13 protein-coding genes are annotated in these 16,980 nt (G+C 57.3%); 6 read left to right on the top strand and 7 right to left on the bottom strand.

The features are described 5' to 3' along the window. Positions 1-16 precede the first annotated feature (16 nt). From purB to INT39_RS21765, 4 genes are all read right to left on the bottom strand, one after another. On the bottom strand, positions 17-1,387 hold the full coding sequence (purB, locus tag INT39_RS21780) for an adenylosuccinate lyase (RefSeq protein WP_193076068.1): 1,371 nt from the start codon (positions 1,385-1,387) through the stop codon (positions 17-19). A gap of 107 nt (positions 1,388-1,494) precedes the next feature. Next, positions 1,495-2,115 (bottom strand): high frequency lysogenization protein HflD, encoded by a 621-nt coding sequence (gene hflD / locus INT39_RS21775; protein WP_193076067.1) that lies wholly within the window; start codon positions 2,113-2,115, stop codon positions 1,495-1,497. After that, positions 2,112-3,239, bottom strand: coding sequence for a tRNA 2-thiouridine(34) synthase MnmA (gene mnmA, locus INT39_RS21770; protein ID WP_193076066.1), 1,128 nt, complete (start codon positions 3,237-3,239; stop codon positions 2,112-2,114). Before mnmA ends, hflD begins: the two co-directional genes overlap by 4 nt. Positions 3,240-3,241: 2 nt before the next feature. Continuing rightward, positions 3,242-3,676, bottom strand: coding sequence for an NUDIX hydrolase (locus INT39_RS21765; RefSeq protein WP_193076065.1), 435 nt, complete (start codon positions 3,674-3,676; stop codon positions 3,242-3,244). A gap of 349 nt (positions 3,677-4,025) precedes the next feature. Between INT39_RS21765 and icd the strand changes: the two genes are divergently transcribed. After that, on the top strand, positions 4,026-5,282 hold the full coding sequence (gene icd, locus INT39_RS21760) for an NADP-dependent isocitrate dehydrogenase (RefSeq protein WP_193076064.1): 1,257 nt from the start codon (positions 4,026-4,028) through the stop codon (positions 5,280-5,282). Positions 5,283-5,386: 104 nt separating this feature from the next. Here the strand turns inward: icd and cspD are convergent, their stop codons facing one another. After that, positions 5,387-5,650 carry a cold shock domain-containing protein CspD gene (cspD, locus tag INT39_RS21755; protein WP_193076063.1) on the bottom strand — a complete coding sequence of 88 codons (264 nt, stop codon included), beginning with the start codon at positions 5,648-5,650 and terminating at the stop codon, positions 5,387-5,389. A gap of 205 nt (positions 5,651-5,855) precedes the next feature. Between cspD and clpS the strand changes: the two genes are divergently transcribed. Next, a complete protein-coding gene (gene clpS / locus INT39_RS21750) occupies positions 5,856-6,218 on the top strand; it encodes an ATP-dependent Clp protease adapter ClpS (RefSeq protein ID WP_193076062.1) in 363 nt (120 codons plus the stop codon). Between the two features lie 31 nt (positions 6,219-6,249). After that, positions 6,250-8,517, top strand: coding sequence for an ATP-dependent Clp protease ATP-binding subunit ClpA (clpA, locus tag INT39_RS21745; protein ID WP_193076061.1), 2,268 nt, complete (start codon positions 6,250-6,252; stop codon positions 8,515-8,517). A gap of 47 nt (positions 8,518-8,564) precedes the next feature. Here the strand turns inward: clpA and xthA are convergent, their stop codons facing one another. Beyond that, positions 8,565-9,377 (bottom strand): exodeoxyribonuclease III, encoded by an 813-nt coding sequence (xthA, locus tag INT39_RS21740; RefSeq protein WP_193076060.1) that lies wholly within the window; start codon positions 9,375-9,377, stop codon positions 8,565-8,567. Between the two features lie 126 nt (positions 9,378-9,503). Here xthA and INT39_RS21735 point away from each other — a divergent pair, with 126 nt between their 5' ends. Genes INT39_RS21735 through tpx form a run of 3 tightly spaced genes read left to right on the top strand, consistent with a single transcriptional unit; the run spans position 9,504 to position 15,458 of the window. Then, a complete protein-coding gene (locus INT39_RS21735; protein ID WP_193076059.1) occupies positions 9,504-11,210 on the top strand; it encodes an autotransporter assembly complex protein TamA in 1,707 nt (568 codons plus the stop codon). Next, on the top strand, positions 11,207-14,926 hold the full coding sequence (locus INT39_RS22880) for a translocation/assembly module TamB domain-containing protein (protein ID WP_193076058.1): 3,720 nt from the start codon (positions 11,207-11,209) through the stop codon (positions 14,924-14,926). Before INT39_RS21735 ends, INT39_RS22880 begins: the two co-directional genes overlap by 4 nt. A 31-nt stretch (positions 14,927-14,957) precedes the next feature. Further along, the gene (gene tpx, locus INT39_RS21725) at positions 14,958-15,458 is read left to right on the top strand and encodes a thiol peroxidase (protein WP_193076057.1); all 501 of its coding nucleotides are present in this window, start codon (positions 14,958-14,960) and stop codon (positions 15,456-15,458) included. 56 nt (positions 15,459-15,514) lie between these two features. Here tpx and INT39_RS21720 read toward each other — a convergent pair whose 3' ends face one another. Continuing rightward, complete coding sequence (locus INT39_RS21720) at positions 15,515-16,804, bottom strand: tyrosine-type recombinase/integrase (protein WP_226944963.1); 1,290 nt, start codon at positions 16,802-16,804, stop codon at positions 15,515-15,517. Positions 16,805-16,980: the final 176 nt, after the last annotated feature.

Here is a 16,980-nt window from a genome sequence, read left to right as displayed (position 1 = left end):
GGACGCGGTGCGCGGATTAGACACGGCGCGCCTGGGCCACGGCGTTGCCGATGTAGCTGGCTGGCGTGAGTGCCTTGAGCTCCAGCTTGGCAGCGCCAGGGATCTCCAGCTCATCAACAAAGGTTTGCAGCGCCTCTGGAGTGATGCCCTTGCCGCGTGTCAGCTCTTTGAGTTTTTCATAAGCATCCGGCACAGCGTAACGGCGCATGACTGTCTGAATCGGCTCAGCGAGGACTTCCCAGCAGTTATCCAGATCTTCAGCAATACGTTGAATATTGATCTCTAACTTACTGATTCCTTTAAGAGTTGACTCATAAGCAATGATGCTGTGAGCGAAGCCAACACCCAGATTGCGCAGCACGGTGGAGTCTGTCAGGTCACGCTGCCAGCGAGAGATCGGCAACTTGCTGGCAAGGTGCTGCAGAATCGCATTGGCGATACCCAGGTTGCCTTCGGAGTTTTCGAAGTCAATCGGATTGACCTTGTGCGGCATGGTTGAGGAGCCAATTTCACCAGCAATGGTTTTCTGCTTGAAATAACCCAGCGAGATGTAACCCCAGATGTCCCGGTCAAAATCGATAAGAATGGTGTTGAATCTTGCTACCGCATCGTACAGCTCGGCAATGTAATCATGCGGCTCGATCTGGGTCGTGTAGGGGTTGAAGGTCAGACCCAGGGTTTCTTCGATGAAGTGACGGGCATTGGCCTCCCAGTCAACCTGCGGGTAGGCGGACAGGTGAGCGTTGTAATTCCCTACGGCGCCATTGATTTTGCCCAGCAGCGGGATGCCTTCGATCTGACTGATCTGACGTTCCAGGCGATAGACGACGTTGGCCAGTTCCTTGCCCAAGGTAGTGGGGGAGGCCGGCTGACCGTGGGTGCGTGACAGCATTGGCACGTCGGCAAAGTCTACCGACAGGGTGCGGATCTCATCAGCGATGCGACGCATGAGTGGCAGTACCACCTCATCGCGACCACTGCGCAGCATCAGTGCGTGGGACAGGTTGTTGATGTCCTCGGAGGTGCAGGCGAAGTGGATGAACTCATTAACTGCAAGCAGTTCAGGCAGGTCAGCCACCTGCTCCTTGAGCAGATACTCCACGGCTTTTACATCATGGTTGGTGGTTCTCTCGATTTCCTTGACGCGCTCGGCGTGGCTCAATTGAAAATCGTCAACCAGGCGATCAAGCAACGCATTGGCCTGGTCGGAAAAAGGGCCGATCTCCGGAATACCGGAATGAGCAGCCAGGCACTGCAACCAGCGAACCTCAACCTGTACGCGGAAACGGATCAGACCATATTCGCTGAAAATGTTGCGCAGGCTGGCAGTTTTGCTGCCATAACGGCCATCAACGGGTGAAACGGCGGTCAGGGAGGAAAGTTGCATAGGACATTCTCATAAAAGGCTGGCTGAAAGCCGCAAATCATACACCATCCTGAGGGGCTTTGGTTTGCCCAGCCAGCATGGTGGGGTTAGGCGGTACCGTTGGTCATTCAGTTATTCAGAATTGTGCGGGTTGCTTCAAGCAGCTTGCCTCGAGAGATCAGCAGCTGCCAGCGATGGCCGCCGAGCTGCCGCCACAGGCGTGCGGAGCGAATGCCGGCGAGAAGCAGGGCACGGATGCGGTTGGCAACATCTGGCTGTTGCAGGTGACGCACGTCGCCATGCACCTGGATGCGCAAGCGCAGGGTACTCAAGGTGTCCTGATAGGCACTGCCCAGCGAAGCCATGACATTGTCATGCAGCAGCCCGAAGTGCCCGATCTGCTGCTGGGTTCGGTCCAGCCGCTGACCCAGAACAGCCAGCATGTCATCACGCTTGGCCAGCTGCCGTTCAAGGGTGATGAGATTCATTGCATAACGCAGCGCGTCCCGCTGCAGAGCCGCCGTGTCGCGCTCCAGCATGGAGCTGACAGCCTGCAGGCCGCCGCGAAGCTGATGGTGGGAGCCGCCGTACACACCGAGTGTGTCATCTGGTGAGCGCTCGAAGATACTTTGTATCAGACAACCGACCGGGCCTTCGCTGTATTGTCCGCTGCGAGCCAGTTTGTCGACCTGCAACGCCGCTTCGAATATCCCGCCCAGTGCCAACACCTGTTCTTCTGCAAGTGTCATGCAGCGTCCTCATCAAAGGCGGCAATCGCTTGTTCGATAACGCCACCGCCCAGGCAGACATCGTCCTGATACAGCACCACGGACTGCCCAGGGGTGACCGCCCGCTGGGGCTCGTCGAAGCGGATCAGGTAGCCACCTTCAGCCGGCTCAATGGTGCAGGCCTGGTCGGGTTGGCGATAGCGGACCTTGGCCGTCAGTCGCATGGGTTGGGTGATCTCAAGCGGATTGACCCAGTACATGTCGGAGTAGCGCAGCGCACTGGAAAACAGCCATGGATGCTCATTGCCTTGCCCAACAACCAGAACGTTACGTTCCAGATTCTTGCGCAGCACATACCAAGGATCATCATTTGCCCCTTGCAAACCGCCGATCCCCAACCCCTGGCGCTGACCGATGGTGTGGTACATCAGACCATGGTGGCGACCGATGACCTGACCATTGGTGGTCTCGATGTCACCGGGCTGGGCGGGCAGATATTGCTTGAGGAAGTCACTGAAACGACGTTCCCCGATAAAGCAGATACCGGTGGAGTCCTTCTTGCGCGCGGTGGCCAGTTCATACTTTTCAGCGATACGGCGCACCTCCGGCTTTTCCAATTCGCCGACGGGAAATAGCGTACGGGCGAGCTGTTCGCCACCAACGGCATGCAAAAAGTAGCTCTGATCTTTGTTCGTATCCAGGCCACGCAGCAGCAGTGTCTGGCCATCACGCTCGGCGCGGCGAGTGTAATGCCCAGTGGCGATCAGATCCGCACCCAGCATCAGCGCATAATCCAGAAACGCCTTGAACTTGATTTCCCGGTTACACAGGATGTCCGGGTTCGGCGTGCGGCCTGCCTTGTATTCTTCCAGGAAGTGTTCGAACACATTGTCCCAGTACTCGGCGGCAAAATTCGCCGTATGCAGTTTGATGCCCAGCCGATCGCTCACCGCCTGCGCATCAGCCAGATCGTCCATGGCGGTGCAGTACTCGGTGCCGTCGTCTTCATCCCAGTTTTTCATGAACAACCCTTCCACCTGGTAGCCTTGCTCAAGGAGAAGGGCCGCAGAAACGGATGAGTCGACCCCGCCGGACATGCCGACAATGACGCGGGTCTGGCTGGGTGTTTTGGCTTGAATATTCATGTCTAACGAATCAGATCCAGTGGATACCGCGGTTTATTCAGATAGTCGAGAATGCACTCCAGCACCATGGGGCTGCGCAAATCGGCTCGTCGGGCCTCGATTTCATCAAGTGTCAGCCAGTGCGCACGGACGATGCCATCGTCCAACGCCAGGTCTGGCTGATGCGTGACCGGCAGTCCAGTGAAGCAGGTACGCTGGTAGGTAACGCCATTCTCGCCACGAAACAGATAGACCCCGGTGAGCCCTGTTATCTCGATTGTCCAGGCCGTTTCTTCCAGTGTTTCCCGCCGGGCAGCCTCTATAAGACTTTCGTCGGCTTCCAAATGCCCGGCAGGCTGATTGAATACAACACGATCATGGCTGATTTCCTCAACCATGAGAAACCGCCCGCGATCTTCAACGATGGTGGCAACGGTGACGTGGGGTAAAAAACGCATGAGGAACTCCCGATTCAGGGTGGCTAGGTTACCGTAAACTGTCTGCTCGGTGAATGCCTGCATTGGACGGCTGTGGCGAGGGGCTGGATTTGGATGAAAAAGCGGCTAGGATGCCATGAGTATTTGTGACCTGTAGTGCGATTGTAGTCTCACTACAAAACATGCCGTAAATATTGCGCGGATTGCCGATGTTCGGCTTTTTTTCCGTGTAATCAACGGGGCTGAAACAGAAAGTGCGTGACTTTATGTAGGAAAACTACAACAATACGGTCTACTCAAGAATCGTATTCTTCCGATCCGGATCAACCATCCGGGTCTTCACTGACAACGACACACAACGGAGTCAAAAATGGGATACCAAAAGATCCAGGTGCCGGCGAGCGGCGACAAAATCACCGTAAACGCGGACTTCTCCCTGAATGTTCCTGACAACCCGATCATCCCTTACATCGAAGGTGATGGCATCGGCGTTGATATTTCCCCGGTCATGATCAAGGTAGTCGATGCGGCCGTGGAAAAAGCCTACGGTGGCAAGCGCAAGGTTTCCTGGATGGAAGTATTCGCTGGCGAAAAAGCCACTCAGGTCTATGACCAGGACACCTGGCTCCCCGAAGAAACTCTGCACGCAGTCAAAGACTACGTTGTTTCCATCAAGGGTCCTCTGACCACCCCAGTAGGTGGCGGCATCCGCTCCTTGAACGTAGCCCTGCGTCAGCAACTCGACCTGTACGTGTGTCAGCGTCCGGTTCGTTGGTTCACTGGCGTACCTAGCCCGGTCAAGAACCCGGGTGACGTGGACATGGTGATCTTCCGCGAGAACTCGGAAGACATCTACGCTGGCGTCGAGTGGCAGGCTGGCTCCCCGGAAGCGATCAAGGTCATCAAGTTCCTCACCGAGGAAATGGGCGTTACCAAGATCCGCTTCACTGAAAACTGCGGTATCGGCATCAAGCCGGTTTCCCTGGAAGGCACCAAGCGTCTGGTTCGCAAGGCTCTGCAGTATGCTGTGGACAACGATCGTAGCTCTGTGACCATCGTGCACAAGGGCAACATCATGAAGTTCACCGAAGGTGCCTTCAAAGAGTGGGGCTACGAAGTGGCTCGTGACGAGTTCGGCGCCGAGCTGCTGGACGGCGGTCCTTGGATGCAATTCAAGAACCCGAACACTGGCAAGAACATCGTGGTAAAAGACGCCATTGCTGACGCCATGCTGCAACAGATTCTGCTGCGCCCGGCCGAGTATGACGTTATTGCCACGCTGAACCTGAACGGTGACTACCTGTCCGACGCGCTGGCTGCTGAAGTTGGCGGTATCGGTATCGCACCGGGTGCCAACCTGTCTGATTCGATCGGCATGTTCGAAGCCACCCACGGTACTGCACCCAAGTACGCTGGCCAGGACAAGGTGAACCCAGGTTCGCTGATCCTGTCCGCCGAAATGATGCTGCGTCACATGGGCTGGGTAGAAGCTGCAGACCTGATCATCAAGGGTACCGAAGGCGCTATCGCCAACAAGACGGTGACCTATGACTTTGAACGCTTGATGGATGGCGCCACGCTGCGCAAGTGTTCCGAGTTCGGTGATGACCTGATCGCTGCAATGTAATCGCAGCGTCAGCTATCAGGTAATAACACACAAGCCGGCATTTGCCGGCTTGTGTGCGTTAGGATGCCCGGTACAGCGAGGAACACGCGGGCAGGGTGTCTCAGTTAAACAACTGCCTCCACTTCAGTTGCCATGGTTACTTCAGCTGATTTGCGCGCAGCTTCACCAACGGCTTGAATATTGACTGCATGCAGGCCTTTCGGGCCCTGGATGATGTCGAACTGTACAGGCTGGCCCGCCTTGAGCGTTCGGTACCCATCCATCTGGATAGCTGAGTAGTGGGCAAAAAGGTCTTCAGTGCGACCATCGGCCACGACAAAACCATAGCCTTTGGCGTTATTGAACCATTTGACCTTACCAATCTCCATACTGCATTCCTCTGCTGTCCCCATCTCTATGGGTAGTGAATCCCGGTGCGTCCTCACGTGTCGCAGGCCGGTATGAATAAGTACCCGCGTATCACGCTTGTTACACTTATTAACAATGAGTCGCTATAAGTCAAGTTGGGAGCTGGCAAGCTGTGTACCAGCGCACATTTTACCTGTAGCCTCATATCCACCAGTGACACATAAGATGTTTGCAACGATGGAAATTCAATTAACTTTTATGCAAAGCCCCGGTCAACCGGAACACGAGGAAGGTGATGGCCTGGCGGTCGAAACCGGGAAGCCGGAATTACAGCCGCCCGCGCGCTATCAGGTCATCATGCTCAATGATGACTACACACCTATGGATTTTGTAGTGGAGGTTCTGGAGACCTTTTTCATGCTGAACCGGGAAAAGGCTACACAGATCATGCTCAGGGTCCATACTGAGGGCAGAGCGGTTTGTGGGGTCTATTCACGAGACGTTGCCGAAACCAAGGCCGCCCAGGTAAATGAATATGCCAGGGAATGCCAGCACCCGTTGATGTGTCAGATAGAACGCGAAGCGTAATAAAGCGACCAGAGTCGCATGAGGGGGCAATATGCTTAATAGAGATCTGGAGATCACCCTGAACTTGGCGTTCAAGGATGCGCGCAGTAAACGCCACGAATTCATGACGGTCGAGCATCTGTTACTTGCGTTGCTCGACAATCAGGCGGCGTTGGCGGTTCTGCGTGCCTGCGGAGCTGATATGGACCGGCTTCGCCGCGATCTGGTGGAATTCGTCGAATCCACCACACCGCTGATTCCTGCTCAGGATAGTGAGCGTGAAACCCAACCGACGCTCGGCTTCCAGCGGGTTCTGCAGCGTGCTGTATTTCATGTGCAGAGCTCGGGCAAGGGCGAAGTCAACGGCGCCAATGTACTGGCGGCGATCTTTAGCGAACAGGAAAGTCAGGCGGTATTCTTCCTCAAGCAGCAACATATCGCGCGTATCGATATCGTCAACTTCATATCCCATGGGATTTCCAAGGTGGCTGACGACAGCGAAAGCATGCAGGTCGACCAGGAAAACATGGACGAGGAGGCTGGCGAAACGGTTGCCGCCAACAACCCGCTGGAATCCTACGCCAGTAACCTGAACGAACAGGCCCGGCTGGGACGGATTGACCCGTTGGTGGGGCGCGCCTCTGAAGTTGAGCGGGTAGCGCAGATTCTGGTGCGGCGGCGCAAAAACAATCCGCTGCTGGTCGGTGAGGCAGGCGTGGGTAAAACCGCTATTGCTGAAGGCCTCGCCAAACGCATCGTTGACGGTGAGGTGCCGGATATCCTCACCGACGCCGTGGTCTACTCGCTGGATCTCGGCGCGCTGCTGGCAGGAACCAAATATCGCGGGGATTTCGAGAAGCGCTTCAAGGCGCTGCTCAAGGCGCTCAAGAAACGCCCGCAGGCAATCCTGTTCATCGACGAGATCCACACCATCATCGGTGCGGGCGCGGCTTCAGGCGGCGTGATGGATGCGTCCAACCTGCTCAAGCCGCTGCTGTCGTCCGGCGAAATACGCTGCATCGGTTCAACCACATTCCAGGAGTTCCGCGGCATCTTCGAGAAAGATCGTGCGTTGGCTCGGCGTTTCCAGAAAGTCGATGTGGTTGAGCCTTCCGTCAGCGACACCATCCAGATTCTCAAGGGGCTGCGCAGTCGTTTCGAGGATCACCACGCCATCCGCTATACCGACGAGTCGTTGAGAGCCGCCGCCGAGCTGGCTGATCGATACATCAATGATAGACACATGCCGGACAAGGCAATCGACGTCATTGACGAGGCCGGCGCGTATCAGCGTCTGAAGCCGCAGGAAGAGCGTCCCGAGTACATTGATGTGGCCGAAGTAGAAGCTATTGTGGCCAAGATCGCGCGAATCCCGCCAAAGCATGTTTCCACCAGCGACAAGGAACTGCTGAAGAACCTCGAGCGTGATCTCAAACTGGTGGTATTCGGTCAGGATGAGGCTATCAATTCGCTGAGTACGGCGATCAAGCTGTCCCGTGCTGGGCTGAAGTCAGCGGACAAGCCAGTGGGTTCCTTCCTGTTCGCCGGTCCTACCGGTGTGGGCAAGACCGAAGTGACTCGCCAACTGGCGAAGAGTCTCGGGGTGGAGCTGTTGCGCTTCGATATGTCCGAGTACATGGAGCGACACACAGTGTCACGCCTGATCGGCGCACCTCCGGGTTATGTCGGTTTTGATCAGGGCGGCCTGCTCACCGAGGCCATCAACAAGACGCCGCATTGCGTTCTGTTGCTGGACGAGATCGAGAAGGCTCATCCGGAAGTGTTCAACCTGCTGCTGCAGGTCATGGACCATGGCACGCTGACTGATAACAATGGGCGCAAGGCGGATTTCCGTAATGCCATCATTGTGCTGACCACCAACGCCGGCGCGGAATCCATGGCGCGGTCATCCATCGGCTTCACCAAGCAGGACCACTCCACCGATGCCATGGAAGTGATCAAGAAGACCTTCACTCCCGAGTTCCGCAACCGCCTGGATACCATCATCCAGTTCGGCCGGCTCAATCACGACAGCGTCAAGTTCGTGGTGGACAAGTTCCTCACCGAACTGCAGGCGCAGCTCGAAGACAAGCATGTGCTGCTGGATGTGGACGAAAGCGCGCGTGACTGGCTGGTGGAGCATGGCTATGATCCGTTGATGGGCGCCCGCCCAATGGCGCGTCTGATTCAGGACAAGATCAAGCGACCGCTGGCTGAACAGATCCTGTTTGGCGATCTCGCCGAGCATGGCGGAACGGTGCATGTCACGCTGCGGGACGGCGAATTGGTACTGGACGTACCAGAAGAGGAAATGGCCTGACAGGGGCCGGATATGCTGGCGGGGTCAGACCCCGTCAGCATGCTGCTTCAGATGGAGAACTTGGCCCAGACCGGGGCATGATCTGAGGGTTTTTCCATCCCCCGGATGTCGTAGTCGATACCGGTATCGACACAGTGATCGATCAGCCCTCGGCTGGCCATCACCAGATCGATGCGCAGACCGCGCTTGGGTGTGTCTTCAAATCCTCGGCTGCGGTAGTCAAACCAGCTGAAACGGTCTGTCACGTCAGGGTTCATATGCCTGAAAGTATCAACCAACCCCCAGTCCTTGAGTTTCTGCAGCCATTCACGTTCCTCGGGCAGGAAACTGCATTTTCCGGTGCGCAACCAGCGCTTGGCATTGGCTTCACCGATACCAATATCGCTGTCCTGCGGCGAAATGTTCACATCCCCCATGACCACGAGTCGCTGATCAGTATTGAAATCCTGCAGATGCGCCTGAAGGTCAGCATAGAACTTGTTCTTGGCCGGAAACTTGATCGGGTGGTCACGGCTTTCCCCCTGGGGGAAATAGCCATTGAAGACGATCAGCGGCGTACCGTCCGCGCAGGGCAGGGCAGCGCTGATCATTCGGCATTGGGCTTCTTCACCGTCGCCGGGAAAGCCTTTGCGCACCCACAACGGCTCCTCGCGCGTCAGCAAGGCAACCCCATAGTGACCTTTCTGACCGTGAAAATGCACGTGATAACCCAGCGCCTGAACCGATTCCAGCGGAAAGGCCGGGTCATCCACCTTGGTTTCCTGAAGACCTATCACGTCGGGTGCATGCTTGTTGACGATTTCCTGCAACTGATGCGGACGGGCGCGCAAGCCATTGATATTGAACGAGACAACTTTCATCACAATTCCTATCCTGATAACACGAAGAAGCCGGGATGCCTATCGGCCTGAAACGGTCATCATGTTAGCATCCCCCGATGATTTGTTATCGCGTCCTGCGGTACAGACTTGATGCTGGAACAGAATATGGTCCGTTTTCTTACGCTCTTGGTGCTGCTCTTGCTCACCGCAGCCGCACGCGCCGAGCTGGAAGTGAAGGTGGAGCCGCGCAACGATGCGGCTAGAAAGAACATAGAGGCCTTCATCGGACCGGTTTCAGCCTCCAGCCGGGAAGATATGTGGCGCCTGGCTCGCTCCAGCCGGGAGCAGGCAATCAGCGCGCTTCAGGCGCTGGGCTATTACCATGCCCGGATACGCCCCCGCGTGACCGGCTCCGATGCCGAGCCGGTATTGTTGTTGGAGGTGACTCTGCGTGAGCCGGTGCTGCTGGATGAGGTAACCCTTGAGATAAGCGGCTCAGGTCGGGATGCCGACTACTTTCGTTTTCCTCGCAGTCGCCATCTGATGCCCGGCGCGCAACTGCATCACGGCCATTATGAAGACACCAAATCCCTGCTGGAGAACCAAGCGTTACGTTATGGCTATTTCTCCGGTGAGTTTCTGGAAAATCGCCTGCTGATCGACGTGGAAGAAAACCTTGCCGATGTCATTCTTCGTTATGACACCGGTGACCGCTATCGTCTGGGCGCGGTAAGCTTCTCAGACACACCATTCGATCTTGACCTGCTGCAACGCATGGTGCCTTTTCGCCCCGGTGTGCCCTACGATGCCGACCTGATCGCCGAGTTCAATCGTGAACTGCTGTCCAGTGGTTACTTCGAGGCAGTGCAGGTGTCAGCCCCACCGGATCAGGCAGTGGCCGGCGAGATCCCGGTGCGCGCTGAACTCAAGGAGCGTGATCCCCATTCGCTTGGCTTTGGTGGTGGTTTTTCCACGGACGTTGGTCCCCGAGCGAAGGCGGACTGGAAGCAACACTGGCTCAACTCCCGGGGCCACAGTCGCGGTGCCGAGCTGGAACTGTCCGAGCCACGACAGAAGGTGACATCCTGGTACCAAATACCTCTCACACCGCCTCAATCCAGTCACCTGCGTTTTTTCTCCGGCTGGCAGCGTGAACACATCGACGATACCGAAAGTCAGACCATGGTTGTCGGTGGACTGTTTCAGCGGCGGCTGGATAACGGCTGGAACCGCAGCATAGGTTTACGTCTGGAACAGGAGCGCTACTCCTTGGGTAGCGACTCCGGGCGCAGCACCTTGCTGATCCCCAGCCTCGGTTTTCAACGCACCATCAGTGACGACAGCATGGACCCCAGTCAGGGCTACAGTCTGATGATGGATCTGCAGGGCGCCAAAGCGGGGGTACTGTCTGATATCGACTTTCTTCGGCTGAATATGGCGGCCAAGGGGCTGTATACGCTGTGGGACAATCACCGTTTTCTGGCCCGGGCACAGCTCGGTGGTATTGCCAGCGATGGCTTTGCCAGCGTGCCCCCGTCGTTGCGTTTCTTTGCCGGTGGTGATCAGAGCGTGCGTGGCTATGATTATCGAACTCTTGCACCGACCGACGAAACCGGAGAGCGGGTCGGCGGGCGCTACCTGCTGGCAACCAGTGCGGAATACCAATATGAGTTTCGCCGGAAATGGCGTGCAGCCGTGTTTGTCGATCACGGTAACGCGGTAGACAGTTGGGAAGACCCGATGAAAACCAGCGCCGGCGTCGGTATCCGCTGGGTCTCGCCGGTCGGCCCCATTCGCCTGGACCTGGCCAAATCCGTGAGCGATCCCGATGAAGGTATTCGCCTGCATTTCTCCATGGGGGCTGAACTGTGACACGGTTTCTGCTCAAGGCATTGCTGCGCGGCCTGCTGATTCTGCTGATCGTGCCTCTGTTGTTGGTGCTGTTGCTTGCGGCTCTGCTGTCAAACGAAGGTGTCAATCGCTGGCTGATGGCAAAACTGCCAGAACTGGAGCCGCGCCTGCAGCTTGAGTTTTCCGGTGGCCAGCTCTGGCGTGGTTGGGAATTCGCCAGCATCGGCTGGCAAGACACTGGAATCGACGTAAGCATTGAGAACGTCGAGTTTTTCTGGTCCCCGGATTGCCTGGCCGGGCGACGCCTGTGCATCGATCTGCTCAGCGCAGAGCGCATCAGCATTCTGACCACACCGGATGGCAGCCCCAGCGAACCCCGACAGGACATCAGTCTGCCCAACCTCCATCTGCCAATGGGCATGCAGCTGCAAGAAGCACGGATCGGCAGCCTGTGGCTGAATGACGAGCAGGCGCTACTCACTGATATTTCCCTGCAGGCCCATGCCAGCGGCGATCAACTGCATATAACCCATTTCAGCGGCACCGGCCCTGATCTGACGTGGGAGCTCGAGGGCGATGTACGCATGAGCGGTGATTGGCCGCTGCGCGTGCTGGCTGATCTGGATCTGCCCGCGGTGGATAATCGCCCTTGGGAGCTGCGTGCCCGCCTCGGTGGCAGCGCGGCAGAACTGGAATTGGAAGCACGCAGCACCGGCTACCTGCCAGGGGTACTGACGCTCAATGCCCAGCCGTTGCTCGCCGAATTACCTCTCTCGGCCCAGTGGCAAGGTGAATCCTTTCTCGCGCTGGAATCCTTACCCAGCACCTTGACCCTGACCAACCCGGTGGTGAACCTCGAAGGCAATCTGGAGGAGGGCATTGCCCTGCGGGCCATCAGCAGCATGCCGGGTGAGGGAGGGACGATCGACCTGAATCTACAGGGACAGGTCATGACGACGGGCGTTTCCGGTCTGAATCTGCGATTGGGCGTGACGGGCCAGCCGGAGCGGGAGCTGACCCTTGCTGCCAACGCCGACTGGTCGGACGTTCTGACGGCGAATGCCAGCCTCGCTATGCAGCAGTTCCCATGGCAATGGCTGTACCCACAGGATATCGGGCCGCTGGAAATCCGTCAGTTGAACCTCAACGCCAACCTTCATGATGATCAATTCGATTCTGCGTTGCAGGCCCAGCTTGGCGGCGTCGGTGGTCGTGATGCCGATCTCGCACTTGCCTTGGCCGGCACGCCCGAGAAGGTCACCATTGCGCCCTTGACGCTGATCACCGATCAAGGACGTCTGACCGGGCAAGGTGTAGTGACCTTGCTTGAGGATATCGCCTGGGATGTCAGCCTGTTACTTGAGGAACTGAACCCGCAGATGTTCGTTGCCGAGCTGCCCGGCTCGCTCAATGGCCCTGTCACCAGTACCGGTACTCTCGCGGCAGGAGAGCTGCAGCTGGCCGCAGATTGGGACCTGGACGGCACACTGCGAGGGCAGCCGCTGGCCTTGTCTGGTGCGCTGGCCAGTGCAGACACCGGTTGGCGGGTCGAGGATCTGCTGTTGCGTCAGGGGGCTAACAGCATCACCGGCGGAGGGCAGTGGGGAGAGACAGTAAATGGCCAGTTCGATATCGAACTGGCACAGCTGGCCACCCTTTGGCCGGGGCTGAGTGGCAGCCTGTCCGGAACCACGCTGGCCTCTGGATCGGCGAGTGAACCTGAGCTGACCCTGGCATTGCAGGGCGACCGACTGGGTTACGAGGACGTCGGCCTGACCGGGTTGGCTGTCGATGGGCGAGTCACGCTCAACAAACAGCTGCCCGGCACTCTCAATCTGTCAGCCAGGCGGCTACGCAGTGGCAATACCCGGTTGGGTGATCTCAGTCTGACGTTAGATGGTACGCGAGCCAGGCATCATCTTGCTCTGGACCTGCAAGGTGGTGTGGTTGAGCTCGATACGCGGTTGTCCGGCAGCCTGGATGAACAGCGCTGGCAAGGGCAGCTACATGACAGCACCCTTGCTGCCGAGGAGATGGTCTGGCAACTGAACCAGCCGGCGGCGCTGAGCTATCGACTGTCCAGAGGTGAGCTGCGGTTGGGCGCGCACTGTTGGAGCCATCTGACCAGTCAGCTGTGCTTCAACGGTGAACAGAAGCTGATGCCCGACCGGCAATTGGACCTGAGGCTCACCGATTTCCCGCTGGCATCGCTGCAGGAGTGGCTGCCGGAAGACTTCATCTGGGATGCGACACTGAATGCCGAAGCGCAGTTCCGTCAGGCTGTGGATGCAAAACCTCGCGCCAATGTGGTGGTCAGCAGCCGTGACGGCGAACTCAGAGTCAGCACCCCGGATCAGGAGCTGACCTTCCCCTACGAGACGCTGGAGTTCACCGCCCAGCTTGACCCGGCACAGGCTCGTAGCCGCCTGCAATTGGTCAGCGAGGGGCTTGGCAACCTCGATGTGCAGGCGGATATTGCCGATCCTGGCGGCGCTCAACGCCTCGATGGCCGCTTCCATCTCTCTGATGTGCAGTTGGACATTCTGCGACCCTTTTTGCCCCAGGTGGACACACTCAGCGGTGACCTGATCGGCAACGGCATGATCGCAGGCACATTGACCGAGCCGCAGATCGATGGCGAGATCCGTCTGATCGATGGCCAGATCAGCGGTCCAGAACTGCCGGTCAGTTTTGAACAACTCCAGGTACGTGTCGGCATAGCGGGGCAGCAGGCGGACATCGATGGTCAATGGCAGAGTGGCGAGGGGCAGGGCAGGCTTGCGGGTACCGCTGCCTGGGCTCCCTCTCTGACCGTGGATATCAGCCTGACCGGCAACAATCTGCCTATTCGGGTCGATCCCTACGCAGATCTTCTGGCCAGCCCCGACCTGCATATCGGGCTGGCTGACAACAATCTCAATCTCACCGGCACCATCGCGATTCCCGAGGGTGAGATTACTGTGCGTGAGCTTCCGCCCGCAGCGGTCAGAGTCTCGGCTGATGCGGAAATCATCGGTGCCACCGAGGAAATGGAAGAAGCCTTACCGATGGGCATCACCGCTGATATCCAGCTGGCGATCGGCGATCAATTGCATTTCAGCGGTTTCGGTCTTACCGGACGGCTCAGCGGGCTATTGCAGATCAGGGAAAACATGACTGCCAGCGGGGACTTGAATATCCTTGATGGTCGCTTCCGGGGTTACGGTCAACGCTTGGAGCTGCGCCGTGCACAGATTCTGTTCGCTGGCCCGGTCAGTAAACCTTATCTGGATATCGAAGCCATCCGCAGGGTTGATGATGTCATCGCCGGGTTGCGTCTGACCGGTCCAGCCGACGCACCTTTATCTGAGGTCTTCGCAGAGCCGACCATGGCTCAGGAACAGGCCCTGTCCTATCTGATCCTCGGCCGTCCTCTGGGCGCCGACAGCGGCGATAGCAATATTCTGGGCCAGGCGGCACTGGCGCTGGGCATGGCCGGCAGCACACCGGTGGCAAAGAGTATTGCAGGTTCACTGGGTATCGAAGACTTCCAACTCGATACGGAAGGTAGCGGCCTGACTACCAGCGTTGTGGCAACCGGTTATATCACCGAAAAGCTGAGTTTGCGCTATGGTGTAGGGGTATTCGAGCAGGCAAATCAATTGGCGCTGCGTTACGATCTGACCAAACGGCTGTACCTGGAAGCAGTGGGCGGCCTGGCCAGTTCACTGGATTTTTTCTACCGCATCGATTTCTGATGCATCACTTGCGAGATTGAAGGAGTTTCAAATGTCGAATGTTACATTGCATGGCAATCCGGTTACCGTTGGCGGCCAGTTTCCCACCGCGGGCGACAACGCGCCGGCATTCAGCCTGGTTGGCCTGGACCTGTCCGACAAAAGCCTGTCCTCGTTCGCCGGCAAGCGCAAGATCCTGAACATCTTCCCCAGCGTGGACACCCCGACCTGCGCCACCTCGGTCCGCACCTTCAACAGCAAGGGCGCTGACCTGCCCAACACTGTAGTGCTGTGCATCTCCGCCGATCTGCCCTTTGCCCAGAAGCGTTTCTGCGCCGCTGAAGGCCTGGACAATGTGGTGAACCTGTCGACGCTGCGCGGCGGTGAGTTCATCCGCAATTATGGTGTCGCCATCGAAGACAGCCCCATGGCCGGTCTGGCTGCCCGCGCCGTGGTGGTGCTGGATGAGAACGACAAGGTACTGCACAGCGAACTGGTATCGGAAATCGGCGACGAGCCAGATTACGACAAGGCGCTGGCTGCTCTGTCCTGAGCAACTGAAGCAGATTTGCGGTTACAGGGTGCTGCCTGAGTGCAGCACCCTGTATCCTAGCGACCCTTGATGGGGATCGCCTTGATCGAACTGGCCCGCTGGTCATCCAACGAGTCGTAATAACTGTCCTGGGTGGTGGACAGGCTTTCATGGCGTAGATCTGCCTGCAGATCTTTCATGTCTCTGAACGGCGCATCCAGTGTCGCCGAGGTGTGCCGTAACCAATGCAGGCTGGCTGCCCGCAAAGCATCACAATCCTCCTGCAATCCTTCCTCGATCATGCGCGAGCAAGCGGCATCAAACACCATCTGGATCAATTCCCGTATCCGTCGACCAGACAAGCCCGTGCGGCCATCCAACGAAGACAGCAGCGGCGTTTGTTCGCCAGGGTAGGGCAGGTCAGTCAACCCCAGGCTGGTGCGATAACGGACAAGATAGGGCAGATAGCTATCGCGGACACTCACTTTGGCTGCCTTGTTGCCTTTTCCCACTACATGAAACCACCAGTTATCACCGGCTTTCTTGAAACTGCCCATGGTCGGTTGCCAATTATCCCGCCCAGTCAGATCCGACACCCGCAAGTACATCGAAAACAGCGTGGTAAGAATGAACAAGGTACGTTCGTGGAATTCAGGCTCCTGGTCAGCCATGTATTCGGCGGTTTCGATCACGAACTCCCATTGCAGCTGGGTCAACGAGCGGCTGGTCACCTGAGAAACCACACTCTGCTTGTACCGGGATTTCTGCTTGACCGCGCGGAACGGGTTGGCGTCCGTGTAATCTTCATCGATACAGAACTGGTAGAAGCTCCCGCAAACAGTGAACACCTGGGCAATGGTGGTCTGCGACATCTGATAGGCCTGAACCTCCGGCATTCTGGAGTCGGTTTCATCAGCCAGTTTGCGCGTCGCCTTGCTTACCGTGTAATTGAACGGACGCCAGTCAGGATTGATCACGAAGGTGTCGGATTCGGCTTTCTTGCGGCCACCGATACGCACAAAACGCGACTTGGTCACCGGACCGACCCAGTTTTCAGGCGGATTGAGGCAAAACTCCAGAAACGCCTCAGCGTCCTGACGGCGCAGATGCAAGATAGGCTTCTGGCACACCAGCAAGGACCACAGCAACAGACGCTCGACATGGGTGCGGTAGCTGTTGAACGTGGCCTGATTGGCTGCGTAGGATTTCAGGAACAGCTTGACCACGGAATAACCATCCATGGCCTCGTCGGGATTGGCGAATTTCTCGAACGCAGCCAGAGCGGCGGGCAATTCGCCGTCCAGATTATGCCGGGTGAGAAACTGGAAGTTCTTGTAGGTATCGAACAAGGGAACCGGTTGGGACATGACGAAACGATCCAGAGTCACAGACATGATTAAGCAGGTGCACAGATTAACACATATGCAATATCCGATAATGGCTAATATCGGATATACGATAACGCTGGAATGCTCGCTTATCCATTAGTTCGCATAATGAGGTAACGTTACGTTTAATCGTCTACGGAAAATAGCGACACGCT

The sequence above is a fragment of the Pseudomonas sp. FME51 genome (genome assembly GCF_014897305.1).
The sequence above is the reverse complement of the archived record's forward strand: the minus strand, read 5'-3'. Positions and strand labels throughout refer to the sequence as shown.